This window comes from Psychrobacter sp. Ps1 (assembly GCF_022129425.1).
Lineage (GTDB): Bacteria > Pseudomonadota > Gammaproteobacteria > Pseudomonadales > Moraxellaceae > Psychrobacter.
The window spans coordinates 56,042-82,204 of the sequence record NZ_JADQAN010000009.1 but is presented as its reverse complement, the minus strand read 5'-3'; the positions used below and the strand labels follow the sequence as shown (position 1 = coordinate 82,204).

Below are 26,163 nucleotides of genomic sequence, written 5' to 3'. Positions count from 1 at the left end.
ATTTATATAGACCTAAGAATATTATCGTACGGACGACAACGGTGATGTTCCTGTCGAATACTAAAAGGTATTTTTGATAAATAGAAGTTTATTAAATTGTTTTACAAGTCAACTAATGTTAGCATTAATTTCTAAATGTTACTACTATGTAAACCTGTATAAATTTGAGAGATTCGCGAGAATTACACTTCTTCAGTATAGCAGCTAAGCATTTCAAACTAAGCGTTAGCTATCCGTATTGCTTCATCGTCTTTTAATATTGTTAAAAATTCAGGAGAGATTTTTTGAAAAAGCTTTTACCTTGGTTGGCTGGCTTGTTTGTTATATTTGCGATTTACCTTTACGCTTCACCATATATAGCTTTGTATAACATTAAAAATGCTGCTGAACAGAAAGACGCAGATAAGCTGTCAGGGTATATTGATTTCCCTAGTGTTAAGCAAAGCATAAAGGATCAAGTCAAAGCCGCTATGGCTGAAGAGCTTGCTGCAAGTGATGAGCAAGATGGCTTTGAGGCTTTAGGAACTATGTTAGCCGCTGCAATGATAGACCCACTTGTTGATGGTTTGGTCACACCTGATGGTGTTGCATTAATGCTTCAAGGGCAAAAATTGGATTTTGACTCAAGTAATGACACGTCTGAAGATAAAGCGAAAGCCAAAAATGAGGATATTGATTATAAAGCTGGCTATCTATCATTTAATCGATTCAAAGTTCAGATCATTGATGCTGATGATTCGGATGAGTCATTAGATGTGATCATGCATAGAGATGGTCTTAGCTGGAAAGTTACAAGGATTTCTTTTTCGTTAGACTCAAAAGATAAAAATTCTAATAAGAACATCGAAGACTCATCTGTCGCTGACTTCGGCTTGATTGATGAAGAGGTTGCAAGTGAAACCTATGATGATATATTCCAAGATCTAAGTGAGCAGCTGGATGCTGACATTACATCCATATCAGACATGAGTGAAACTACTCATGAGATCTCAAATGATGACTACTACGATAATGGGACCGGTGATCACGCTGTAGAAACGACCGAACTACTGACACCAACGCAAGCAGCACACATTGATTACCTCGTTAGTAATGATATTGAAGTATCACAAGACATGGTAGATTTATTAAATGACTTTACCCTTGGTGGTGGCACAGATGCTGATCTGCGTAGATTCATTATTGAACGTTCAGGTTATGACGACGGATATGATCCATCAACCGATTGTCGCAACCCAGATTTAACAGAAGCACAGCATATGAACAACTGCACTTGATAAATAGTAGATGAGTGATAGTTCTAGTAAAAAAATAAGCCACCTTGCGAAATGCGAAGGTGGCTTTTTTATGGATAAAGGGTTGTGAGCAGTTATACAGTTTTTGGGAACCTCCCGTGTTACCTACTCAATAAAACATATTCAGCACAACTAGGCTGATACCCATTATCACAAGATTTGCTATACCACTCTTGGGATTGAGCTTTGTCTTGCTCCACGCCTCTGCCCTCAAAATACATCAAGCCAAGACTATTCTGTGCCTCGGCTATGCCTTGATTTGCAGCTTTCAGATACCATTCGGCTGCTTTTTTATCATTGAACTCAACCCCTTTACCAGTTTCGTACATGTCACCAATATTGTTTTGAGCAGCAGCGTATCCCTGAGCAGCAGCTTTTCTTAACCACTTTAGTGTCTCAGCATAGTCCTGACTTACTCCTTGACCCTCATAGTACATTGCAGCTAAATTGTACTGGGCCAATACAAAATCTTGATCAGCTGACTTCCGATACCATTTCACTGCTTTATAATAATCTTGCGGAATACCTTCACCATTCTGATAAAGCGTTCCAAGATTATATTGAATTTCAGCATTACCTTGTTTAGCAGCCTTTTCATACCACTCAATAGCCTTAGCATAATTTTGACGTACGCCTATGCCATTACTATACATCTCTCCAAGTGCATATTGAGAAAATACTCTACCTCTATAAGCAGCTTCTTTAGTCTTTTCAAATGCTTTAACATCATCTTGACTAATACCATCTCCATTAAGGTACATGTGGCCAAGAGTGGCTTGAGTAGTCGCTACACCGTTATTTACTAATTTACTTACGACACCAAGATCAGCAATAGCTGGTAAGGTTAGCCCACACGATAATCCTATTACCATGATTTTATAGATTACTGTCTTATTGAATTTTTGCATGATAATTATTCTTTCTCATCCAGTTTTTGATTAGTATCCCAGCCTGCTTGATCACATTGATCACTTAAAAACAATCCATGCTATGACTTTAATAATGAAATCGGTACTGTACTAATAACAGCGTTGATGCTATCTCAACTATTCTATGTCTCACCTGTCAAATATCTTGGAACACCCAAAAAGCAACCCTTCATCGTCATCCGATCAAAGCTATACACATGAGCATGCGGCGCTTCCCTACAGCGTCCTACCAATGGCTGTTTTTGATCTGGCTTGCCATTAGCTAGCTCTATCAATCCTGAGCAAATTGGACAAGTTGCAGTGAACTCTGTGACTCTCGCTACATTCAGCCTATCTTTATCCCAATACATCTCAATATCCGCATTAACGACATTAATATTTGCAAAGAACATAGGCGCTTTAATAACACGATAATAAGGTAGTCTATATAACGGCACAAAGAAATATCGCCAGTTAAGATAAGCCAGAGGAATAAATGCCACAAAAAGTATGGCTTGCCAAAGCTTAAAATTTGGCAAATCGCTTAGTAATAAAATGACGAGTAACGAAAATATAGCAATAAAGATATCTACCAAAAAACTTAGCATCAGCAAGATCATTAGCAAAACGCCTCGAAAGCTTAAGATCTTTAGCTCACCCTTTTTGAAGAAAAGCCGAGTGAATAAAGATGGCTTAATCTCAGAAGCCGCTTTGCGCTCATAAGTAATACCACTTAAATCCTCATCATCCTCATCAGACTCAAAGACAGCAGATTCAGCTATTCGCTCTTCATCTACTTCCTTGTTTTCAATAGCTTTAATACTCATCCATATTAGGGTTCTGTTCTTGGCACCACCCTCTGATACAGATGAAATAACTTCTGGTAAATAACCTATATCCTTAAAAGCCTGTTTACAGTCTGGTTGTGATTCGATAAATTTTTCTAACTCTACATTTAATCTATCCGTTTTTATCTTATTTTTAGCAACTTGACTGCTCACAGTATTTTTATTCACGCCCCTCGCTTTGGCATAGATATCTTGTCTTGATAACTTATTAGGTTCAAACGCTTCATCCGAATACTTTATTTTGTTGAGCTGTGCTTCGACTATTATTCTGAGGCAATGATCATAAAAAGTATTTCTTGGAAAATTAAGAAATTGTTTTTCGAGCTCTTCAAAGACACCTAAGTGTATGTTTTTCATAGTTAAATACCGATTAAAATCCTATTACGCCCCCAATAGCAGTCTGTTTTAGAGGCAGAATTCTTCTCATAATTACCTCACTCCTAACCAACTAACAAGAGGATGGTAACTATGACTATGTCAATAGCTGTTAATGAGCAAAAGCAAATCGTCAATGTTAAGCAAGTCGAGCGAGGGCTGGCTTGTATGTGTTTTTGCTTTGAATGCGCGGAGCCTGTAGTGGCTCGTAAAGGTGAAAAGAATGAGCACCATTTTGCACACCTAAACAATAAGGAAAGCTGCACTATTCATCCTGAAAGTATCCTACACAAGTTTGCTAAACAAGTCATTATGCAAGAGAGGTATTTAACACTGCCATCACTACCTGATGACGAACGCAGTGAGGATAAAACGTGGCAATTTGATCATTTGATTGAAGAGCAATCTGTAGGCTGTATTCGACCTGATATAGTCGCAACGGTAGATGATGAAATGATGTTTATTGAAGTTGCTGTGACTTCTTTCATCGATACTGATAAAGCGGATTTTATTAAGCAGTTAGGTATTAAGACTGTTGAGATCGATTTGAGGGAGATTATGACACAAGGTATTGAGGTACCGAGTGAGGAAGCCAAAGATTATGTTCTAAACTGTGTCAGTAATAAGCAGTGGATATTCCCAGCACCAAAATCATTAACGATACCAGTAGCCCCTACACCATTACCTGAGCCTATCTATAGTTGCCAAAGCAGCACTGACGAGAATAGCAACGGAAGCTTTGATAAAGGCTATATCATCTATCGATTTACCATCAAACACGCTTGGGTAGATGTCAGGGTCTTTAATTCAGGCATGGTGTCTATTAAATGTGTGACCTACAACCATGATGTTATTGAGATACTCAAGCAATGGCGTAACGAAGGCGGTGGTCAATACAATCAAAAATATAAGTCATGGAATTACTTCAAGCCGTTTTCAGACACTGTCTTTCAACGACTACAAGAAATGGATATGACCCCTACTGCTTAAATATGCCCTACTTGATACTACGGAGAATAAGATCATGACTCTTACTACAATACTACTAATTATCATCTTGCTAATGATGGCGTTACTTGTATGGACTATAAGCGAATACAATTGCAAAATAAGGCTCTACTGGAGAGCGAACGGGATATTGCGCAAATTAAGAACGATATGCTGGAAAAAGAAGCAGGCTTTCAACAGCGATTAGATAAAGACATTAAAGAGGCGCAAAAGCGTTCAAACAACATGCGGATTAACGTCCTAAAAGGTCAAATAGGTGAACAGTTCACGCCCTTTATTACTGATTTTCCTTACAACCCTTCAGACTGCCGATTCATGGGTGAGCCGATTGACTATTTCATCTTCCAAAACTTACACGAATGCGCTGATGGCAATTGGCACGTTAAAATCGATTGGAAGATAGACCTATATTTTTTAATTGAAAGACTTGCTAACAAAAGAATACGATTCATATAATTTCGTTAATATTTGTGTATCATTATTCCTGACTATTGCTTAGAATTACATCTCAAATGACCATATACCCTAAACTGTGGAAATGTAGGAGCCTTAGTGATGGCAGTAGAATCAAAATTTCGTGAAGATAAAGATCTCGCTTTTCTACAGTTCGCTGACTGGAAAGACTTAAAAATATTAGCAGATGCTTTAATAAAAGACAGTAGTGGTACAGAGCAGTGGACAGGACAGCTTAAAAAAGCACTTGATAAAAATATTAATATGTATAGAACAAGTAAAGAAGCTTATGAGAACAGCTGGAAAAGTATCGCTGCTGAGCTTCAGCTTTTTGGTGGAGATACTATTGCGAACCTTGCCCGTCGCAAAGGAGTTCTGTACGAAGAGCTACTACACGATGTAGCAGGGAAAGTTAATGTTGATTTTCACAAAGGAACGGCCTCAATAGCAGAAGTAGAAGAAAGAGTGTTGAGAATACTATTTAAGCGGATAACAACTTTGGAGGATATAAGCGATATCTATAAGACTCTAGAAAAAAAAGGTCTATTAGGACTTACTTCGTTAGAGTCTAATCCATGGGAAACTATTAAAAATGGTTTAGGTGTTGGTGCCGGTACAGGAGTTGCAGGAGCAGGTGCAAGTGCCATTTTTGCTGGTATTAAAATGATACCTAAATTTGCAAAAGCAAACCCTATAGTTGCTGCTGCTACATTACCTTTGACTGTCAAAGATTTCTCATCTCCTGCTTATCGAGTTACCGTACCAGCCGTTTGTATCATTGCAATGATGCGTACAAAGTATAATGACAATAGCTCAGACTACGATGAATTTTAAGGATAGCTATATATGAAAACTAAAATCTACGCTTTTGATGAAAGTCTTTATAATCCAAAGCTAATAGAAGCTCTAAAAAATAATCAGGCTATTTTTAGAGACGGCGTCGCATATTGGAAAAAAGGTCTAAAAACGTCAGGTATTATTCAGCATATACCTTTAAAGGAAGTCAGTGCGGTGACTTCCGAAACCTTCGTTAAAACGCTCGGTTCATTGCAATCAACACTACAAGGTACTATTGTTGCAGCACAGGCTGTCTCATCAGCTACCCTCATGATTGCAGTAGTAGTACAAACGCAGATACTTAGTAAAAAAATAGAAGCTGTGAGAAGCTCAGTATTACAGGTTTCTCAAAACGTTAATGAGCAAAATATACTCTTTTATACAGACAAGGCTAGTGAGTATTTATCTGTAGTACATAACCTTAAATTAATTCTAGAATCCAATGAAGATATTCAAGTCATTGAATCATTAGCTAATACAACCCTTGCTAACTCTATGCAGCTTAAGAGTCATTTATCCTTTTTCATTCTGAACCTTCTTAACTTGATCAAATCAGAGCAAATACAAGACAAGCAGCATGCAGGTTTAGTATTAAACTTCATCCAACAAATGATGGAGGTTTTACCAGTGGGCATGCATTTAGAACATCTTGTGTCTCATAGGCTTGGTCAATACGAGCTTTCTCAAACGCTAATTAAAGACAGCCACAACAAATACTCTATTTTATTAGAGAACTATAGGGGCTACTTGAACACCACAAACAATCGTATGAAATTATCCCAAGCAGAAGCTGAAAACCTGTCTTATTTTAATAAAATCAAACAACCAGCTTTAAATCTTATATCAAATCAAATTCATGTTGAATTGTTAGAAAAACCAGCACATGAACAGTTATCTATTATGAAGTGTGCCTAGCAACCTAATACTTAATATTTCTATCTAACTCCAAGCATCCTGCTATTAACTTGTCAGATTCTTGTCTGATAAGTTAATACATCCGAAATCCCCTACAAGAAATTTCTCTAAGATTATATTGAGCTAGCACAAGCATTATAACTACGTGTTCCTTTATAAACTCAACAACACTCTATGTACATTAATATGCTATATTATCAGTGAAACCACAATATTTTGTTAAAAGTGACTTAATATGATTACTTATATTCGCTTTGAAAACTTTCATTCTTATCAAGATGCTACTGAATTGTCATTCACTTTAGGTAAACAACCTACTAAGACTGACTATGACTTTTATGTTGATACCAAGCAAGACCAATATCGATTAAACAAAGTCACCGCCATACTTGGTGCTAATGGCTCTGGTAAGACACAACTGTTAAAAGCGATTGCATTTTTACGTTGGTTTATGTGTGGCTCAACCAGTGGTATTGATTCAGAAGAGCCTATACCATTTAGTCCTTTTGCACTCAGCAAAGATAAGCAATCTTATTTTGAGCTCGGCTTTTTACTCAAAAATTCTGATGACGTCTATGAAGAATACCGCTATGAACTGACTGTGACACAGAACAGCGTTATCAAAGAGGCCTTGTACAAAAAGACCAGTAGCCAATTTAGCTATATATTTATACGTCAGCATGAAGATGGCAAGCTTAGCTATAAGCATCGTAACTTTGTTATCCCTTCTTTAGCAGATGATGTGAAAAAAAATGCCTCACTTATCAGTTATGCTAATTTGCTTGATGAGCCCCTGGCAGAAGCAATTACAGAGATGTTTAATAATTATAAAACCAATGTGGTTGCTATGGGTCGCATTGGTAGTATCAGCCAGTCCATACCTGAAATGACAGAATTGTTTGCTAAGGATGAAGGTCTAAAGCAAACTGCTGAAAAGCTACTTTGCCAGTTCGATACAGGTATTGACGAAATCAATATAAAAAGCGTAATAACGGTAAACGAAGGTAAACAGCAAGAGATACTGCTACCTTTTGGTGTGCATAAAGTCGGTGATGACTCGTTTGAGCTTATGATTTATGAAGAATCTAATGGTACACAATCCGCCTATAGCTTACTTGGGCTTATACTGCCTGTTCTTAAGAACGGTGGTGTAGCCATTATTGATGAGCTTGATAATGACTTACACCCACTGCTGTTACCTGCTATTTTTGATTTGTTTCGCTCCTCGCATCACAATCCTCATAATGCGCAGCTTATTTTTAGTTGCCATACCCCTGAGGTGTTTAATTTATTGAACAAGCATCAAATCTATTTGGTCGAAAAATACGAGCAGGCTTCAGAAGCTTGGCGACTTGATGAGATGGAGGGAATCCGTAATGACGATAACCTTTATGCAAAATACATGGCTGGCGCGTTTGACGCGATACCAAATCTGTAAGGGGCTAGATTATGGCAAAGCGCAAACCTACTAGGTTAGCCAACAAAACCACCCTACTCGTTATGGGCGAAGGTGAACACGATAAGGCATTTTTAAGTCATATGAAAGGCATCTATCATGAAAGACGCTCTGGCAGTAAAATCACTTTAGATTTTTCGAGTGGTGGCTCTCCACACGACATCATCAAGGACACGGTTAAAAAGAGTCGTCACGTTGATTATGACCAGAAGTTTATTTTGATGGATAACGATGTTCCTATTAAGCAAGAAGATATTAAAGCTGCTAAAGATTCAGGCATTGCTATTTTATATTCAGAGCCGCTCTGCTTGGAAGGTATGCTACTTAGCATACTTGCGCAAAATGTTCCTAGTACCGCTCAAAAGTGTAAAAGCGTACTACACCCTCAATTGTCCGATAAACCTGCCTTATCGAAAAGCTACGAGCCCCTATTCGCTAAGCCAGTGCTTGATAAGACCAATCATGCCACAGTAGTGACGCTACGCTCATTACTAGGCAATAAGCAAAAAAAATAGCCATCTCACATTTGAGTGAGACGGCTGATGCACTTACTAGGCTAATCGCGCATTGATTTTAGATTCAATCCATTCTGCAATCTCACTTGCTACCCACACTACCCTAACCTGCGTAAGCTGTACTTTCTTAGGAAAGGTTGGATCATAGCGTTTAGAGCTTTCATCAATCATCTCATAGATCGTCGAGCGGCTAAGATTTGTATAGTTACCAACTTCTTTAATATTCAGTAGCTGTGGTATATGATTGCATTGCTCGATTGCTGGCTGTACTGCGTTTAAAGTTTCCATGATTTTCTCCTTGTAAGTGAATGAGAGCATCTCCTCTCATATACTTAGCGAGTCCTATATTTTTTTACTGCATCCCATGCAGTCCCACGCTTAGCCTTGACTGAAGCCATAAAAAAAGAGCTGACTGAGTCAGCTCTTTTTATGCTGTATATGCGTGTCAGCTGTACTAACTTACTGCCGTCACACTCTGTCGCAGCCCTTGCTCAATGCTGGTTACGTCACGAGTCGCTAATCCATTTTGATAGTCACCCTGTTGACCACTGCTAACATCGTCTGTCTCTACTGAATAAAACTCCTCTACCACCTCCATGGCATCTTCGCTATCGATACCAAAGCACGAGTTCACATAGCCAAGCTTTGCCGCCGTCTCTAATGCCGCTTGATCAAAGCCATGTTCGCTCAGCTCCTTATCAATGGCCCCAGCATCTTGTACGGCCTGTTTGAGTGTTACGTCATCACGAAGGGTTAAATCCACAAAGTAGATCGGCGTACGATAGCTTTGCGTGGTGCTCTTACCTCTAAGCGTGAGTTGTAGTGGTAGACAGGACAGCTTATTGCCTGATACCGCTGCGAAGTAGCTCAGCCGTGCTGCCAAGGTACGGATGCTGTTAAAGCCAGTAGTTCGAAAGATAAACGTGCCAATCTCATCGTCCTCAGACAAGTTCGCGTACAGCCTACCGTATGGCTTACAAGCACCGCCTTGTGCTAGTGGACAGCGATCAGGTGATGGGCAAGGCAGTTGCTCTACGCCATTATTGGTTCGACGTTGGCACTGCTCACCGTCGCCCACGCATAGTGGACGGCCGGTCTGTCTATCAAACAAGGTATATTCTGCTCGCAAATTAAGCTCAGGATCGTTAAACAACATGCGTACAGGTATTTGTCTGAGCTTGCCGTCATTCTTTTCGCGTAGCTTTGCATCGAGTGGATGATTGATCCAGCCATCCTTGTTTTGAACTTGGCTGGTAATGGTGAATTGATCGTCTTTGGCAGGTAAACGCTTGCCATCTTTTTGAATGACACGTCCTATGCTGATACGACCTAAAACTGGTGGAGTGATTGTTAGACCTTTAATCATGGTGATATTCCTTATGTGTTTAATAGATTATGTTTAGCCATAAAAAAGCCCACCTGTGCTAGGTGGGCGGTTATGCGCTTGCTTTGATTCATTAGCTTTGACTGATTGATTGCCGCGCTGATGATTGAGTGATCTTCAGCTCAATCATTGAGCACAACGAAGCGTCTGCTGCCTTGCTTTGTTTTACTGAACTTGGCTAATAGCTCAGGATGAGCTTTGATAACGGCTTTACTATCAAGACCGACACTGTCTTTCGAGCGCTTCCAAGAGATTGCGCCTTTCTCAAACACGGCAACCTCGTTATCAGCAATTAGCGTTTGCAGCTGATGCTTCACTTGGTCATGACGTTCTTCTAGCTCCTGCATATAGTCACGATAGCTAAGCAATTGCTCAAACAGCTTATTAGCACCATCATCATCCGTTAGATCAACCTTGCTTGATGGCTTAGCGATGGGATACAGCTGTTTTAAGGCTTTGGCTGCGGACTCAGAGTGATCCGGTGTGGGCGGCGTGTCTGTTGCTACGTATTGCCAGAACAGACGCTCGTGCTCCATGATAGAGTCAATCAAGCGCTCATCACGCTCAACCTTATATATCTTGGCTTCATGTCCACACAGCAATACGCAGATATGCGCAGCTTGTTTGCCAGTGACTGCTAACTGATGCTGTACTTGGCACGTCACATATAACGGCACACCATGCTTCCATAGCTTGGCACCATGTTCACCAGCGGTCTTACACTCTAAAATCTGTACCTCATCGTTGCCTGTAATGGCATAGTCTAGGTTAGCTAGCATAAAGGCTTTGTCAGGATCAGGGTGCTGCAAGATGGCATTGACTCGGCGTACCCTATTGCCTGTATGCTCTTGGTAGAACTTAGCCACCATCGGCTCTAAGATATTGCCCCAGTAAAGTGGCGAATAGCCTTCGATGCTCTCATCGATGTTCGAGGTCATGCGTCCTGTCTTGATCATCCATAGCTCAAGCATTGATAAATACGGATGGATGCCGCAGGCAGCGGCAGCATCCGAGCTACCAATACCTTGCTTGCGAACTTCAAGCCACTTCTCATGGCTTAAGCCTTTGGTATTGATTAGACGCTTGGCCGTTACCGAATGACTAGCGGACGGTTTAACTGGTTTATGCTTCGCTTTGGGTATGTCTTCTATGACAGTTTTAGCATTCAGGTTTGCTTTAGCCTTAACGGTTGCACGCTTAGTTTGTCTGGGCTGAATGCTGGTGTTTAATGCGATCATATTCATGATGAATTCCTTCGATAAATTTATTATTGGTAGTAAGTGAAATAACAGGCATAAAAAACCACGCCCTTAAGCGTGGTTTGATTGATTAAATTTACTAGTAGAATCTAGGCAATCAGTGCAAAGGCTTCCTCTAGGCTCTTGTCTTTCAGCTTTGCCCCTGCGCCAAACCAAGCAGAATCTAGTCTGTGATCCGTTGACATTGCTCTACGCTCATGATCAACAAATTCCGTCATCGCGCATAGCAGTCCATAAGCGGTATCACGAGCCGCATCAAGGTCTGCACCGCGACCTTGACCATTAAACATGCTCATCACCTGATTCATGGCTTTGGCATTAGGCACCACATCCTTCTCTTTCTTAGCACGGTTAAACAAAATGATGTCATTGTCCTGATCATTGAACACACGGTTTAGATAATTAGCCGCTTGTGCCTGCGTGACGCGGCGCTGAGTGAGCTGCTTCATCTGATACATATGCTCATCCCACTGCTTCACAGAGACGCCTAATTGGTGTTTCACTCTGTCACCATCAAAGGAAGTGCTGTGTGGTACTTTCACCATACCGCTGCTTCCATTAGCGAGGCTAATCGCTAAGGTGTTATTGCATACCACACGGATAGAGGTGAACTGTGCTGTCGTCGCTAGAGTGCCGTCACATGCTGTTGCAAGAAGTAGGTATCCATTACTAACATCACCGCCCTTTAGGGTTGCTGACTGGCCTGTACGGGCCAATGCCCACATCTTACGACCGCCCTTTAAGACACCTGCCGTCTCAAGTTCAAAGTCAGACTGCTCTGTAAGATCGCGATAGAACTCCAAGATCTCGCGTGGCTGTACTTCTTGATAGCGTTGACTGACGACACTGAGTGGTTCTAACGTGTCAGAGCGGTATAAGACTTTGTTATTGTCAAAGGGCAAGATCAGGTTTTGACCTTTGTCATTGTTTGCCATGTAGCTGACATCAGATGATTCGATACGCCAATCCATACCAGCCTCGCGTGCCCAGACTTCGATAGGTTGATTCTTAGGTAGCTGATTACCGAGACCATGCCAAGGGGTCTCACCAACATAAGCCATATTTTCGATTAAATGTGCCATGAGAGTATTTCCTGTATTGATAGTAAGTTAAGGGTTAAACAAATGGATAGAACACCGTGAAGACTTTGTTGCAGTCCTCACAGCGATAAGGCTTCTGCGCCAAGGGCAATGATTCGTTATTGAATTTAATGTAACTGGTAGCAACGACAAGCGTCACCCCAAGAAATACTTTGATAAGCGGATGTAAGCTAAGCGACTGGCATAGCTCGTGAACAGCACCTTCTAGTACAGCAACGTTACTAAGCTGATCAACAGCTTGCTCAGCAGCATTATCAGTTGATTCGCAAACAGAAGACGCGTGACAGTACGGACAATCTACTTTCATAAGAACTCCTTTTATTAACGGCATAAAAAAGGTCTGCACGAAGCAGACCTTTAATGGTTAGAATAGATAAGGATTAAGACAGTAATGCTAGATCTCACAAAAGTAGTATGTATTTGAAATTATTTTACGATTGTTAATATATTCTCTATCAAATTAATAGGGTGAGCCACCACGCCTCATCTCTTCAATTTCTTCTAAACTAGACCTTCCTTCTTCCGCGCCCCCAGTTGCCTCATACCATTGCTTAGCTGTTACTTCGACCCCATCCACCCAATATAGTGGTTCTCCAGTCGCTGGATGATAATCATCTGTCTCATCATAGAGAACACCCGTACCAGCTGAAACATACTCATCGTCTTCAATTTCAACATTTTCAACTACTCTATCTTCACTGATTTCTATATTTTCCACGTTTTGCAAAGGCTCTTCTATTAGCATCTCATCCTGTAGACTATCTTCTGGCACTATCACTTCTTTAATTTCTGAAGTTACATTGTCTTGCTCAGTAGTAGGCTCTTGTGATTTAAAAACAGTTATACCTACCCATATCACAGCTATGGTTAAAACTGATAGCACAACTGCTATAAACACTAACAACCTGTTGTTTGTCATTATTGATCCTTAATATCTAATGTATGGCATATGTGAGTAGTCTAGAGTAGTGTCTTATATGTAAATTTCTTGTTGATTTTTACTACAATCCAAATTGACTATGATTGCTTATGTATAGAAGAGTCATTGAAACTCTTCTATACATAAATTTGGTTCTATTTTACTAGAGAGTATTTATACATTAATACTCTCTGATATGTCACAACTATTATCATTACACTCGATGATAATCTCGTAAAGTTTAATAGTTTGACCAATATCATTTTTGATAAAGCTACAATCTAAAACGATTACAGTAATCTATTTATTATTTTAGTGTATACACGAAATTAGTTAGCTATCGGTGGTAGGCCTCGACGCTTTGTATTACGATAAGTGCCATGACCAAAGGTACGCATGTTGGGAAGCTTTGCTTTAAGACGCTGCTCATACTTGTCCTTTTTTGTGGTGAGATACGAGGCTGTATTAATGGTATTTTGAACTTTGTCAGAATCTTTTCTACGTGTCATTTCTATACCAAGTGTACCTTCCTCTTTGAACTGGTTAAAATACTTAGGATCATTGCAATTGAAGTAACTTCCTTGCCCATCAGTTATAGACACCCACTTCTCACCAACGCTACGACCAACGCAATAACCATTATCTTTTTTTGAACCGTCATACAAAAGCAGCAAGTGACAATGCAAACTTCCTTTACTATCATGTTTGTCAGTTTGTTTATATCCTTGTTCAAGTGACCAAGCAAATCCTTCAAGTGCCCTGAAACAGCTCTTCTGATTGCTCATACGCTCTCTTAACACTTTCATATGCATTTCAAAATCGCTGACACTAATCTGACCGCTGTATTTAACTTGATACTGCAAATCTATTCTGATCACGAGCAAACGTGAATAGTGCTCTAATAGTTGTGTCAAATACTCTTGAAGAGTATTTGTATTTCGTTTTTCTTGTAGTAAAAAAGCTTTTCGATTAAGACGGTGCTCAGGTAGATACTTTTGAGTTTCATATATAAAGGCATCAGTTGATTGCTGATCCCAAGTTACTTCCCACATTTCGTATTTACCCTTGAGTAGCTGCCCAACAGCTACGAACCATTTTATTGTTTCTGTGTATTCAATATCATGATTGTAGTAATACATCATAGTTGGATATAAGTAGGTTAATAATGGATCTAGATGACTACTTTTGATTTTATTATTTAAAATAAGAATCATTAACTGATCAACTTCTGTCAGCACCTTTCCTTCTGATGGGTAGCAGCTATTCATAATATTTCTCCTATAGGTATTTAGTTCATATGACTAGGAGAATATGTAAAATATTAGTTAAGAGAATATATGATTGAATAAGCTGATCTTTGTGATCAGCTTATTATATTATTTGTATATTATATATTACCCGCTAAGAAGACAAAGATCAGCTGCGCCTCAGCAGATTCATTACACTCCAAATTGCAATGAATTTGCTGCTAGGTCGAGACAATTTAAAAAGATAGAGTTAAGTATAAAATCAGATTATACTAAATAACGGCTGTTTTCAGCTGGTAGACTGAAAAGCTATAAATTCAAAGGATTTCTTGTAATATTTTTCTAGAAATATACTAGATAAATAGTATGGCCTTACTATTGTTTTAATAACTATTTATTAGAATATTTCTAATTATAAACAAGGTGTTTTTCATTATGGCTAACGAGTTACCACCAACAGTTAATAATGTTTATCCAGCAACAGTATTTTACGATAATCAAGTAATACCAATTTTTAGCGAGTCATCGATAGTCTATTCTCGTTCTAAAGTCTTAAGATATGTGACGGATGAGTTTATAAGAGCATGCCAATCTAGGACAACCTTGGTTAAAGAATTCTATACCTCTTTGACCAAGATGGATGACCTTGATGCTAAATCGCTTTTATATATTAAGAACTTTTTGATAAGCAGAAGTTGGGAAAATATATCGTTAGATACAGATGATTATAAAAATATGCTTATCATGTATCTGAAAAACTGCGACAATCCTCTGGTAAAATTTAACGAGTTGATTACTTATAAAATTAATAATCTGCTACCTGAGGAATACTTAGGTTGGTTTAAAAATGATCTGCGTTGCTCACTATTTATAGCCCATCTGTTAGGCGAATGGATGCAGATTAAAGCTTTTAAAGGTAGAGATGAACTCCTTGATGACGTCGCTAATTTCTTACGCTATAACATTCACGTATTTATTGTTAATTATGCAAAAAACATGCCTACATATTCATTAACTATTGAACGTCAAGGTGAATGGAAAACAGTAGATATACTATCTGTTAAAAGTGCTTATTTTAAGAATCGTTTAGATTACGAGGATGATATTGATTGGATAGATGCTACTAACGCTCAACAGATCAACTGGATTTACAAGTACCTTAGTAATGAAAATCGACAACATATTATTTTGAATAAGGTCTTTTTCCCCCAGAATCTTGAAGAGAAATACGAGCTTATACTTGCAAGTTTAGACGTGCTGTCTAACGTTAAGAGTTCTAATATAGGCACTAAAAATAATAAAGGTTTCTCTCTAAGAAGCTACACACTGTACAGCATGAAAAAAGCATGGGATGGTCAAAAAAGTTATGAAGTCAAAAGTAAAGTGAGCGATGGCAAGATAAAAGTGTATAAATCAAACCAATCAAAATTAGAAGCATTGATGGCTTTCAGTGGATTTACAGCGAATCAGTTTATCAATAATTCGATAGAGGCAATGTATGATGAGCTCATTGTAAATAATACTAAAGCATTAAATCAAGGCGGTGCTTCAGACTAACCTCATACGTGTTACAAGTCTATCAACAGCTTCTGCCGTACCGTATTACGTTCATAGCTTGTGTTATACTAAAACCTCTTCAAGTAATAATATTTAGTTACTCTTAAATTATAAAACTGAAAAACAAATCTTAAGTATACTCACAAGTGTACTAAATTATAAATATAGGTATTTACCTATATTTATCAGGCACTTAATTACATGTTACCGTTCCGGCTCCGGGTACCATTACATAGTCCTATACTATCTTATAGAACAGCTAAAGCCCCTGATATCAGGGGCTTTAGCTGTTCTATACTGTCCTGCTCTATCTATCCCAATCCATGCTTTATCTCACGGTTAGACCTAACGGTACTAAGTCTTGGGCTTATCGCTACCTATCTCTTGCTCATTCAAAAAACAAACGTATCGTTTTCACGTGCCTGTGAAATCTAATTTGACTATGAAGAGCTATCACTAACATCAACTATGAAGAATTAAAGAAAAATATTTTATGTGAGAATATTTTGATAGTTTAGAGCAGATGCGCAAATACATAGTCAGTTCAATATAAAAGAGGTACGTTCAAGATAGCTTTCTACTGGGATAAATTTTACTCGCTTGCTGTGCGCGTCGCACTCCAGAGGCTTCGTAAAATTTATCCCAGAAGTACTATGTTTTTTTAAATTGAATCGACTATATTTTAGCTACAAGTATTAATCAATCAACTAGAAGAAGCCAAGATATATAGCTCGTTGAGACATCATATACTACCTTCTTATTTCTTAAAATAATTATTAAAGTCTGTTGAACATTCATAAGTTCAACAGGAGATAAGTATAAGCCACGGTCTTTTCACAACTCTATTTGAGCTGGTCAAATACAGTTGCAACTGCTCTATAGTTCTTCAATTTAGCAAAAGTATTTGCGACTAAGTGTAGCGCTCTGTTCATGATGAATGTTATCAAAGCAACCAGCTTACTTAATATGCGCTTGTAGCGCATTAGAATTATAATCCTGATCAGTGCATAAAATATCTGTGTCGCTTGAATCCATTTTATCAATTAAGTATATTACCATTTGATAAAAAAAAGTAATAAGATTGCCATGAAAATCAACCACTAAATATATCTTGGCTCCATAACCTACCATAATTTTACTTATTTCTTTTACATTCTCATAATCACCACTACTATGTTGATGCACTTAAACATGATTACCTTTGATAAAAACTCACTCACAGTCCAAGACTTTGACTAAAAGCACGAAAGGGTCAAGTCACACCAAAGGCGCTCAACACGCATGCGATAAAAAAACACCTCATAAGCTGTTTCCAACTTATGAGGTGTTTTTCTATCAGGTTATGAGTTTTTTAAAAACTAAAAATTAACCCAGTCTTACCAGCTAAAACCTAGGCCTACACCACCAGAGGTTTCTTTCTGGGTAAAAGCACCACCAAGACTTATGCTAGCATTGGGGTTAATAGCTCTCTGATAGCCTACCGAAACAGCTTGCTCAGATCCCTGAACCCCAAAACCAACACCTACTCGATTTTTACCCTGTAGGCTTGCCGTACTAGTCGCCATATTTAACATCGCAGCACTCATCGCTCCTTGACGTTCAAAACGCTCATCGATCTCTTGGAAACGGTGTTCATTTTCATAAGCATAGTTATAGAAGGTATCATTCAAATTAGCAAACTTAGTATCAGTATAAGTCTGTGATGTCGTAATGGCATTACTTTGTGCAGACTGTAACTGACTAACATTGACTGCATCAGTATCAGCTGTACCCGCAGCTACATTGACAATTTGACGTTGAACAGTAGCAGAGCCAACGGCCACTGTATTATCTCGGTTAGTGCTAGAGTTATTGCCTAATACTACGGCATTTGTAGCCGAGGTACTGACATTATTACCCACCACAAAAGTATTATCACCCGAGACAGTATTATTATTTCCTAAACTATAACTGTCATTTCCGCTCACCACGCTAGGGTCACCAAGTGCACCTGAGTGATTGCCTGTTACCTTATTCCCTGTGCCTATACTAATAGATTGCAACCCACTAGCTTGCGCACCATCACCTATAGCAATGGTTTGGTCGCCTTGAGCTAATGTATTTAAACCTAATGCTATGGCATGGCTACCACTAGCTGCTGCTGCATTACCTGTAGGCATACTATTGACTGCATTATTGCCATTGATACTGATATATTGACTACGCTCTTCTAGGCTCTGCTGTACAGCTGCTACCTGACTTTTGGTATAGCCATTAGCCGCTGTGACTGCATCAGAGGATTTTTGATTAGTATAGCCATTAGCCGCTGTGACTGCATCAGAGGATTTTTGATCGGTGTAGCCATTAGCCGCTGTGATTGCATCAGAGGATTTTTGATCAGTATAGCCATTAGCCGTCGACAAAATAGCGATATCCTGTGCATCAACGTAATTTTTTAAGCCAGTAAGCGAACTTTTGATTGAGGTTAATTGACTGTCTACTTCTGTAAAAGCACTACCAATATTGTTGGCCTTAACATTTTGAATGCTATAGCTTGGAGCTATAAATACACCATTGTCAAAACCAGCGCCACCACCAAAGGCTGTGGTTATAGCATCATTGGTATTCTTTATATTTTGATTGGTAATGTATAACTGCTTACCAGTTACGGCTTCTGTCGAAATGGCATTTAATTCTGCATCTTGCAGATTGCTGATCTTAGTTCCAGTTATACCTACTAAGGATATACTATCTTTGTCAGTGCTGTCATATACTACGGCACCAGCACTTAAGCCACCTAATCCTGATTTTAAATCAATAATATCTTCTGTATTGGTAACGACACGACCATCAAGACCTGTAATTGCTGTCTCGTTCGCTCCTACGCGTGCATCCACTGAGAATAACTGCCTACCCGTGACCGCGTCGGTTGAAGTAGAACTTAAAGTCGCATTTGCTACATTAGTAATGCGCTTTTCTGCTCCTGCCTTACCCACAGAGACAGTATTGGCCTCATCAGCCAGTGAGTTATTACCAATAGCAGTAGCTCCTATTGCGGTCGCTTGACTATTGTTGCCAAATACGCTGCTATTTTCAGATAATACCAAGTTGTTATTACCTACTGCAGTGCTATTATTAGCATTTACTCTATTATAATAACCCACTGCGGTGGTAGCCAATCCTGATGCTATATTGCTAGCACCTACTGCACTGCTAGCACCCCCCGATGCTGCATTGTTAAAACCTACGGCTGTACTAGACTCATTAGATGCTACATTGTTAGAACCTATGGCTGTAGTATATGGCTTGGATGCTGTATTTCTGTATCCACAAGCTAGCGACGGATTTACTGATGTACTGCCATAGGTACCACTATTAGTCTGACAAACTGCACCCCACGAATTTGTAACGCTGACCGCTGCAATACTTAACACCAAGCTTCTTAAGCTTAAGCTGAGTACTTTATAGTTGCTCAGACCAGTTACTCGGGCAATAGTGCCCGTAATATTGTTGGTTTTACCGCCGCTTTTAGCATTTTCTGACACTACAACTATACAACCAAGAGACTTATTCCAAACTTTTTTGAAAATATGATTCATGATACCATCCAGTATGCTTACAAATTTGATACTATCAAACAACATATCGGTATAGTTTGTAAATAAATATATGCTCTTTTTTGAATAAAGTTACTACTACTCATTCTTATGCATAAACTTAATGAATATTAGCTGATTTAGATTTTTCAGAAACTAAGACTTACCGAATTTTCACAAACAAGCATTGATCAATATACAAGAATAGACTAATGCTTAGACTAACCTATGCAATGAAGTTTCAAATAGCAGTCGAACAATACATCGCCTTACTTTTATAGTTAGGGCAGTTTATTTTTTAGCCTGAACGCTCAGCGATTTTTGTATTAATCCACTCTGCAATCTTGCTTGCTATTCACATTACTCTAACTGGTATCATTTGCAACTTTTTAAAGTACCATTACATAGTCCTATACTATCTTATAGAACAACAAAACCCCTGATATCAGGGGTTTTGTTGTATCTGGCGTTCTATACTGTTCTGCTCTATCTATTCCAATCCATGCATCTGATGTACCTTAACCTGTCAGTGCTCATTTGAAATAATGATCATGACAAGCGATATAGATGATGAGCATCTCAAACGCCCTACTCACCTATACCACTATTCTTAAAAAACCTATCTAGATTACACACTTGGTTTGGCAAGTAGCATTATCAATTTATGCTCTTAACAGCCAAATCAGCTACCTAATAACACATTGCCATAGTCATCACGCAGGTCTTTTTTGACCATTTTCCCAGCGCCATTCAGCACAATATTATCTACAAATATGACTTTATCGGGTATTTGCCAGCTGGCGATTTTACCTTCGTAAAAGCTCAGTACTTGCGACTCGTCGATTTCTGAATCTGGTTCTTTCACCACAATCAATACTGGACGCTCGCTCCATTTTTTATGCTTTGCAGCAATAGCGGCTGCCATTCTTATCTGCGGATGGGCGACTGCGATGTTTTCTAGCTCTACTGACGATATCCACTCCCCACCAGATTTAATCAAATCTTTTGAGCGATCCCGAATATTCATATAGCCATCGGCATCAATGGTTGCAATATCCCCTGTGTCGAACCAACCATCTTCAGTTATCGCATCAGGGTTCTCTGTGTAATAATCATTGATGATCCAGTGCCCTTTGATCTGTAAACGACCTTGAGACATACCATCTTCTTCGACTCGCTGTAGCGGCTCGTCAGTATCTATGAGACGTAGCTGAACGCCGTAGGGTGGACGACCTTGAGAGTTACGCAACTCATTAATCTCATCTTTACTCAACGATTTATGCTTGGCTTTTATTTGATTCATCGTTCCAAGTGGGCTGGTTTCTGTCATGCCCCAACCATGTACTGCATCACAATTAAAATCCTCTCTGAACGTTTTGATTACTGATGGTGGACATGCCGCTCCTCCGACAATGGTACGCGTCATACTATCAAGCTTACTACCTCTGGCTTTGGCAGCGGTCAATAGACTTTGCCAAATCGTTGGAACCCCTAGAGCAACCGTGACATGACAATCATCAATGAGAGATACTAGGCTGTCACCATCGAGATTTGGACCAGGAAGTATGAGAGAGCAACCAGTCAAGGCAGCCGCGTAAGGTGTGCCCCACGCATTGACATGGAACATCGGTACTACGGGTAACAAAACATCTTGTGCAGAGAGCGCAGAGACATCAGGCATGCATAACGCCATCGCATGTAGCACAGAAGAGCGATGCGTATATAAAATTCCTTTAGGGTTACCGGTAGTTCCGGATGTATAGCACAAAGAGCTAGCTGTTGCTTCATCGAATTGAGGCCAATCAAAGTCAGTCGAGTTTTCTGCTAATAGCTCATCAAAGAACAGTACATTAGGCAGTTTTTCTACGACACTATCATCTCGATCACTTAGACAAATGAAGTGTTCAACACCTTTGATATGCTCTTTGATTGCCATGATTAGCGGCAGGAAAGTAGTATCAAAAAACAGTACACGATCATCAGCGTCATTGATAATGTAGCTAAGCTGCTCGGGGAACAAACGTGGATTGATAGTATGGCAAACCATGCCACTACCTGAAATGGCATACCAAGCTTCTAAATGACGACGATTGTTCCAAGCCAAAGTTGCTATGCGTTCTGATGATTTAAGTCTCAGTGTAGCCAATGCATTGGCCAATCGTTTTGAGTTATCTGAGACAGTGCGCCAATTGGTATGAGTCATCTGTCCGTCGACTTCTTTGGACAAAACCGCCGTATCGCCATGATAACGGGCAGCGTGTTCGATTAAACCACTGATCAGCAATGGCTGATACATCATTTTTCCTAACATAATACATTCCCTGTAGTTATTTGAAAGTCCGCTCATTCTTGCTACTGCATCGCCTGATGCGAAGAATAGGCTTCAACTAAGAATAATCAGAATTATTCTTTAAGACAAGTTAATATTATGTTCTCCATAGACAACAAAAAATTGTGATTCAACTTTAAAGACGTAATGATTACTCTATATAAATAGTTCTTATTTTCTCATCAAAAATTCATTAGCATCATGACTCGCTTAATTGACCATAAAATTTAGACAAAAAAAATCCGACCACCTAAGTGATCGGATTTTTAATGTTTGGTGGAGATGGCGGGAGTTGAACCCGCGTCCGCCAGCATTACGCTCATGAATCTACATGTTTAGTTTCTGTCTTTAGTTTTAATCCGCACCGATCCGACAGTCAGGATGGATTGGACGATTCTCTACTTTTGAACCCAAGCAATTGAGACAATCACTTGTGGCGAGCCTACATGCGGACGCTTCAACTTAGTTAACCAACTGTAGGTGATCAGCAACTAAGTAAGCAGGGTTTAAGCTGCTAGAGCGTAAGTTTCGTCGTTTGCGACTATAACAATATATGTTTGATTAACGAGAGGACATACACTCTCGACATGCATCATTGAGTTTCATCACCAGCGTCGAAGCCAGAACATCCCCAATAAGACTGGCTATTATATAGGAGATATCGGTTATGTTTCAACCTATAAGTAGCCTGCATTACATTACGTTACAGCTTAATAATTTACGCCAAAACAGTGTTTAACCATTTACCGATATTTTGAATCTGCGGCATACAGACTTGATGTGCCATCGGATACGTATTGTAGGACACATTATAGTTCTTTGCCGACAATAACTGCTGGGCTTGCTCACCTAGGATGACAGGCACAACTGGATCATGAGAACCATGCTCAATCAAAATCGGCATATCTTTATTGGCAGCACTATACTCAATATTGTCATTGGTTGCTAAGTAGGTAGAGAGCGTCATCAAGCCAGCCAAACGTTTTGGATAGCCAAGTGCCACATGGTACGCAACTGCCCCGCCCTGCGAAAACCCTGCGATAACGATATGCTCTGGTAACACGCCGCGTTCTATCTCACGACTAATCAAATCTTGTATCTGCTGAGCAGACTCTTGAATCTGAGCCACATCTACTTTACGCTCTAGACTCATCTCTATGATGTCGTACCATGCTGGCATCACCATGCCGCCATTTACTGTGACTGGGCGTTTAGGTGCATGTGGGAAGATAAAACGTACTGCCATATCATCAGCCAACCCAAGCTGCGGTACAACTGGCTCAAAATCATGACCGCTAGCACCTAAGCCGTGTAGCCAAATCACCGCGCGATCTATCTTTTTTTGAGAGGGATTGTGCTCAACGACGACGGCGTCTAAATAGTTACTCATAGTTATCCTTAATAATGTAGTGAGATATGCCTTAAGCATTTCTATATTTTTTGCCAAAATAATGTGTGTGTCATTATATGGTCAATATCATCTGTTAGTTTGAGAGTATGGTCAATAGTGAGGTACTAAATGGTCAATAGCAAAAATGTGAACAGTATAAGAAGACACGTATGATTTTACGACCGATAAGCTCAGTACTATTAAGCTCAAATACTGTCAGCTGCCTATTCTTTAGTACATGTGCCTACAATTGTATCCGCATTAATGCTAAGTTCTTACAAGAATGCACGACTTTTTGCTTCTTTTGGCAAGTAGCAACCAATAGTCAAACGTTAATTTTTCAATTCCTATCAATCTGACCGATGGGATTTTTTATAATTTTGCAGGAACATTTTACATGACAATTTCTAATAAATCAGCGCTTGAGCTGAGTAAGTACACGCTGGCTAAAGTTAATAAGATTAATCTCGCCTTACCTTTAACGCTGATCAGCTCATTATTGATAGTAGGCTGCACTACTGACAGCCGCTCAGTGCTCACATCAAAAGCCCCTTTATCGACAGCGCAACCACAATCACAGCCACAATTGTCCTCACCTGTCGCATATACCTATGGAGTGCGTCCGTTTTATCTGATAAACGATATGGACGAAGGACCACTAAAAGAAGAGCTACAGGCATGCAGGGGGCAACTGCCAAGTAAGACAGACTTCTCTATTGCGCATCGAGGTGCGCCATTACAGCTCCCTGAACATACTTATGATAGCTACGTGGCGTCAGCACAAATGGGTGCTGGCATCTTGGAATGTGATGTCGCTTTTACCAATGATGGTGAGCTTGTCTGTCGTCATGCCCAAAACGATTTGCACACCACTACTAATATTCTAACCACGCCGCTAGCAAACCAATGCACTGTACCGCCCATATTAGATGCTAAAGGCAAACTTACTAATGCCGATAGTATCGAATGCCGTACCTCAGATATCAGCGCTGCTCAGTTTAAAACCTTGACGGGTAAGATGGATGCTGCCAATAAAAAAGCAACCAGCATTACCGAATATATGAACGCAACCGCGCCTTGGCGAACGGATTTGTACTCGCAAAATGGCAAAGTGTTAACTCTAAAGGAGCATATCGCGTTGGCACGCAAGCTAGGTATGAAGCACACGCCTGAGCTAAAAGCGCCTGCAGTGACCATGCCGTTTAATGGCTATCGTTTGAACGATTACCGCCAACAGCTGATAGATACTTATAAGGCAGCGGATGTACCTGCAAGCGATGTATTTGCCCAGTCATTTAATATAGAAGATCTGGATTACTGGATCAAAAACGAGCCAGCTTATGGGGCTAATGCCGTTTATCTTATTGATGACAGCAATGAGACCGCTAAGGATAAAACATTTGATAAAGATGACGCAGCCACATGGAAGCACTCATTGGCTGATATCAAAGCACGTGGCATCAACACCATTGCACCAGCACTTTGGTTGTTAGTCACTACTGATGGTAAAGGAAATATGCAACCATCAGAATACGCAAAACAAGCCAAAGCCAATGGTCTAAAAATTATTACTTGGTCGATAGAGCGTTCAGGACCATTAACCGATGGTGGCGATTGGTACTATAGTGGTCTTGGTGATGCTATCAACAATGATGGTGATATGATGAATTATATTGACGTACTAGCGCAGGACGTCGGTGTCCAAGGTATTTTTTCAGATTGGCCCGCTACAGTGAGCTACTATGCCAACTGCAAAGGTCTTAAATAGGTTTTCGCTTAGTCTATTAATAAACAACCATGCTTAATCTTCGTTATCAAGGCCAGCTTACCCATTGAGCTGGCCTTTTTGTTAAATGTATCAAAATGGTCACATCGCAAACCGTCCACTTAATATCTTATTTTTCCATTAACTTTTCACACCATTTAACTCGTGGCAGCAAGAGCAGTCTGCTGTTTTGTGCTACGATAATTTATTAAGCTTATAAGACGATGTAGAGACTATGACCCATATTTTACTGGTAGAAGATGATCCTGCGATCGCGATGTCACTCAAGGTCACCTGCAAGCGCGAAGGTTGGCAAATAACTTGGTTGGATAATGCCAGTAGTGTGTTACCCATGCTGCATAGTTATGAAGCACAAGATCTGTCGGCGATCATTATGGATGTCGGTCTGCCAGATGGTGACGGCTTGAGCCTATGTCAGCAAATACGTCACACACCTGATATCGACGCCTTAAAAGATTTGCCTATCGTGTTTTTGACAGCACGTAGCGATGAGGTCGATCGTATTTTGGGATTGGAGATGGGCGGTGACGACTATTGCGCCAAACCCTTTAGTCCACGTGAGTTGGTCGCGCGTTTAAAAGCCATTTGGCGACGTGAACAGCTGATTCAACAGTCAGGCTCTCATACCATAAACTCAGATAACAGTACTGATACTACTTCCTCGAATAATCTATCAGGACAAGCATTAACGTTTGAGAACCAATCTGGTGTTTGGCATTATCAACCGCTCAACTATTCATTAACGTGGCAAGAGCAAAAGCTTGAGCTTAGTAATACAGAACGCAAAATTTTGCTGACACTATTACAAGCACCGCAGCAAGTCTTTAGCCGTGAGCAATTACTTAGCGCAGTAAGCGACTATCCTGACCACCGTTTGGCACGCACGATAGATAGTCATATCAAATCAATTCGTAAACAGCTTGCTATGGTAGATGTGAATATCGATGTCATCCATACGCATCGCGGACTGGGTTACGCATTATGTCCCGCTTAACAGTGGCTGCTAG

General features: G+C 39.8%; 22 protein-coding genes and 1 other RNA gene. 10 read left to right on the top strand and 13 right to left on the bottom strand.

The genetic code is table 11. The features are described from left to right. Window positions 1–284: 284 nt before the first annotated feature. Window positions 285–1,277 carry a DUF2939 domain-containing protein gene (locus tag I3249_RS06400; protein WP_238069165.1) on the top strand — a complete coding sequence of 331 codons (993 nt, stop codon included), beginning with the start codon at window positions 285–287 and terminating at the stop codon, window positions 1,275–1,277. 119 nt (window positions 1,278–1,396) lie between these two features. On the opposite strand, the gene I3249_RS06395 is transcribed toward I3249_RS06400, so the two are convergent. After that, window positions 1,397–2,203 carry a tetratricopeptide repeat protein gene (locus I3249_RS06395; protein ID WP_238069164.1) on the bottom strand — a complete coding sequence of 269 codons (807 nt, stop codon included), beginning with the start codon at window positions 2,201–2,203 and terminating at the stop codon, window positions 1,397–1,399. A 143-nt stretch (window positions 2,204–2,346) separates the two neighbouring features. Then, window positions 2,347–3,408 (bottom strand): hypothetical protein, encoded by a 1,062-nt coding sequence (locus I3249_RS06390; RefSeq protein WP_238069162.1) that lies wholly within the window; start codon window positions 3,406–3,408, stop codon window positions 2,347–2,349. A gap of 111 nt (window positions 3,409–3,519) precedes the next feature. On the opposite strand from I3249_RS06390, the gene I3249_RS06385 reads away from it, so the two are divergent. The 6 genes from I3249_RS06385 to I3249_RS06360 all read left to right on the top strand — a co-directional run bounded on the left by I3249_RS06385 (window position 3,520) and on the right by I3249_RS06360 (window position 8,610). Further along, window positions 3,520–4,416 carry a competence protein CoiA family protein gene (locus I3249_RS06385; RefSeq protein WP_238069160.1) on the top strand — a complete coding sequence of 299 codons (897 nt, stop codon included), beginning with the start codon at window positions 3,520–3,522 and terminating at the stop codon, window positions 4,414–4,416. A gap of 90 nt (window positions 4,417–4,506) precedes the next feature. Further along, complete coding sequence (locus tag I3249_RS06380) at window positions 4,507–4,890, top strand: Holliday junction resolvase-like protein (protein WP_238069158.1); 384 nt, start codon at window positions 4,507–4,509, stop codon at window positions 4,888–4,890. A gap of 99 nt (window positions 4,891–4,989) precedes the next feature. Then, a complete protein-coding gene (locus I3249_RS06375) occupies window positions 4,990–5,721 on the top strand; it encodes a DUF3944 domain-containing protein (RefSeq protein ID WP_238069157.1) in 732 nt (243 codons plus the stop codon). A 12-nt stretch (window positions 5,722–5,733) separates the two neighbouring features. Further along, complete coding sequence (locus tag I3249_RS06370; RefSeq protein ID WP_238069156.1) at window positions 5,734–6,639, top strand: hypothetical protein; 906 nt, start codon at window positions 5,734–5,736, stop codon at window positions 6,637–6,639. Window positions 6,640–6,874: 235 nt separating this feature from the next. Further along, window positions 6,875–8,077, top strand: a complete 1,203-nt coding sequence (locus tag I3249_RS06365) for an ATP-binding protein (RefSeq protein ID WP_238069155.1) — start codon at window positions 6,875–6,877, stop codon at window positions 8,075–8,077. A gap of 11 nt (window positions 8,078–8,088) precedes the next feature. Beyond that, a complete protein-coding gene (locus I3249_RS06360; RefSeq protein WP_238069154.1) occupies window positions 8,089–8,610 on the top strand; it encodes a hypothetical protein in 522 nt (173 codons plus the stop codon). A 36-nt stretch (window positions 8,611–8,646) separates the two neighbouring features. Here the strand turns inward: I3249_RS06360 and I3249_RS06355 are convergent, their stop codons facing one another. The 7 genes from I3249_RS06355 to I3249_RS06325 all read right to left on the bottom strand — a co-directional run bounded on the left by I3249_RS06355 (window position 8,647) and on the right by I3249_RS06325 (window position 14,540). Then, entirely contained in the window at window positions 8,647–8,898 is a 252-nt protein-coding gene (locus I3249_RS06355) for an AlpA family phage regulatory protein (protein ID WP_238069153.1), read from the bottom strand. A gap of 166 nt (window positions 8,899–9,064) precedes the next feature. Beyond that, window positions 9,065–9,976: a hydrolase or metal-binding protein gene (locus tag I3249_RS06350; protein WP_238069152.1), complete on the bottom strand. Its 912-nt coding sequence runs from the start codon at window positions 9,974–9,976 to the stop codon at window positions 9,065–9,067. Between the two features lie 140 nt (window positions 9,977–10,116). Next, window positions 10,117–11,238 (bottom strand): lambda-exonuclease family protein, encoded by a 1,122-nt coding sequence (locus I3249_RS06345; protein ID WP_238069151.1) that lies wholly within the window; start codon window positions 11,236–11,238, stop codon window positions 10,117–10,119. A 104-nt stretch (window positions 11,239–11,342) separates the two neighbouring features. Beyond that, window positions 11,343–12,335 (bottom strand): DUF932 domain-containing protein, encoded by a 993-nt coding sequence (locus tag I3249_RS06340; RefSeq protein WP_238069150.1) that lies wholly within the window; start codon window positions 12,333–12,335, stop codon window positions 11,343–11,345. A 34-nt stretch (window positions 12,336–12,369) separates the two neighbouring features. Continuing rightward, entirely contained in the window at window positions 12,370–12,660 is a 291-nt protein-coding gene (locus tag I3249_RS06335) for a hypothetical protein (RefSeq protein ID WP_238069148.1), read from the bottom strand. 153 nt (window positions 12,661–12,813) lie between these two features. Further along, window positions 12,814–13,272: a hypothetical protein gene (locus I3249_RS06330; protein ID WP_238069146.1), complete on the bottom strand. Its 459-nt coding sequence runs from the start codon at window positions 13,270–13,272 to the stop codon at window positions 12,814–12,816. A 329-nt stretch (window positions 13,273–13,601) separates the two neighbouring features. Beyond that, on the bottom strand, window positions 13,602–14,540 hold the full coding sequence (locus tag I3249_RS06325; protein WP_238069145.1) for an inovirus-type Gp2 protein: 939 nt from the start codon (window positions 14,538–14,540) through the stop codon (window positions 13,602–13,604). A gap of 414 nt (window positions 14,541–14,954) precedes the next feature. Here I3249_RS06325 and I3249_RS06320 point away from each other — a divergent pair, with 414 nt between their 5' ends. Beyond that, window positions 14,955–16,076 (top strand): hypothetical protein, encoded by a 1,122-nt coding sequence (locus I3249_RS06320; protein ID WP_238069143.1) that lies wholly within the window; start codon window positions 14,955–14,957, stop codon window positions 16,074–16,076. Between the two features lie 1,376 nt (window positions 16,077–17,452). Here the strand turns inward: I3249_RS06320 and I3249_RS06315 are convergent. The 4 genes from I3249_RS06315 to I3249_RS06300 all read right to left on the bottom strand — a co-directional run bounded on the left by I3249_RS06315 (window position 17,453) and on the right by I3249_RS06300 (window position 23,370). After that, window positions 17,453–19,654: an ESPR-type extended signal peptide-containing protein gene (locus I3249_RS06315; protein ID WP_238069141.1), complete on the bottom strand. Its 2,202-nt coding sequence runs from the start codon at window positions 19,652–19,654 to the stop codon at window positions 17,453–17,455. A gap of 679 nt (window positions 19,655–20,333) precedes the next feature. Further along, on the bottom strand, window positions 20,334–21,962 hold the full coding sequence (locus tag I3249_RS06310) for a long-chain-fatty-acid--CoA ligase (protein WP_238069140.1): 1,629 nt from the start codon (window positions 21,960–21,962) through the stop codon (window positions 20,334–20,336). A 292-nt stretch (window positions 21,963–22,254) separates the two neighbouring features. Further along, window positions 22,255–22,613: a transfer-messenger RNA gene (gene ssrA, locus I3249_RS06305) on the bottom strand. Between the two features lie 85 nt (window positions 22,614–22,698). Next, on the bottom strand, window positions 22,699–23,370 hold the full coding sequence (locus tag I3249_RS06300) for a dienelactone hydrolase family protein (protein ID WP_238069139.1): 672 nt from the start codon (window positions 23,368–23,370) through the stop codon (window positions 22,699–22,701). A gap of 397 nt (window positions 23,371–23,767) precedes the next feature. Between I3249_RS06300 and I3249_RS06295 the strand changes: the two genes are divergently transcribed. Continuing rightward, window positions 23,768–25,138 carry a glycerophosphodiester phosphodiesterase family protein gene (locus I3249_RS06295; protein ID WP_238069138.1) on the top strand — a complete coding sequence of 457 codons (1,371 nt, stop codon included), beginning with the start codon at window positions 23,768–23,770 and terminating at the stop codon, window positions 25,136–25,138. Between the two features lie 232 nt (window positions 25,139–25,370). After that, complete coding sequence (locus tag I3249_RS06290) at window positions 25,371–26,150, top strand: response regulator (protein WP_238069137.1); 780 nt, start codon at window positions 25,371–25,373, stop codon at window positions 26,148–26,150. Window positions 26,151–26,163 lie beyond the last annotated feature (13 nt).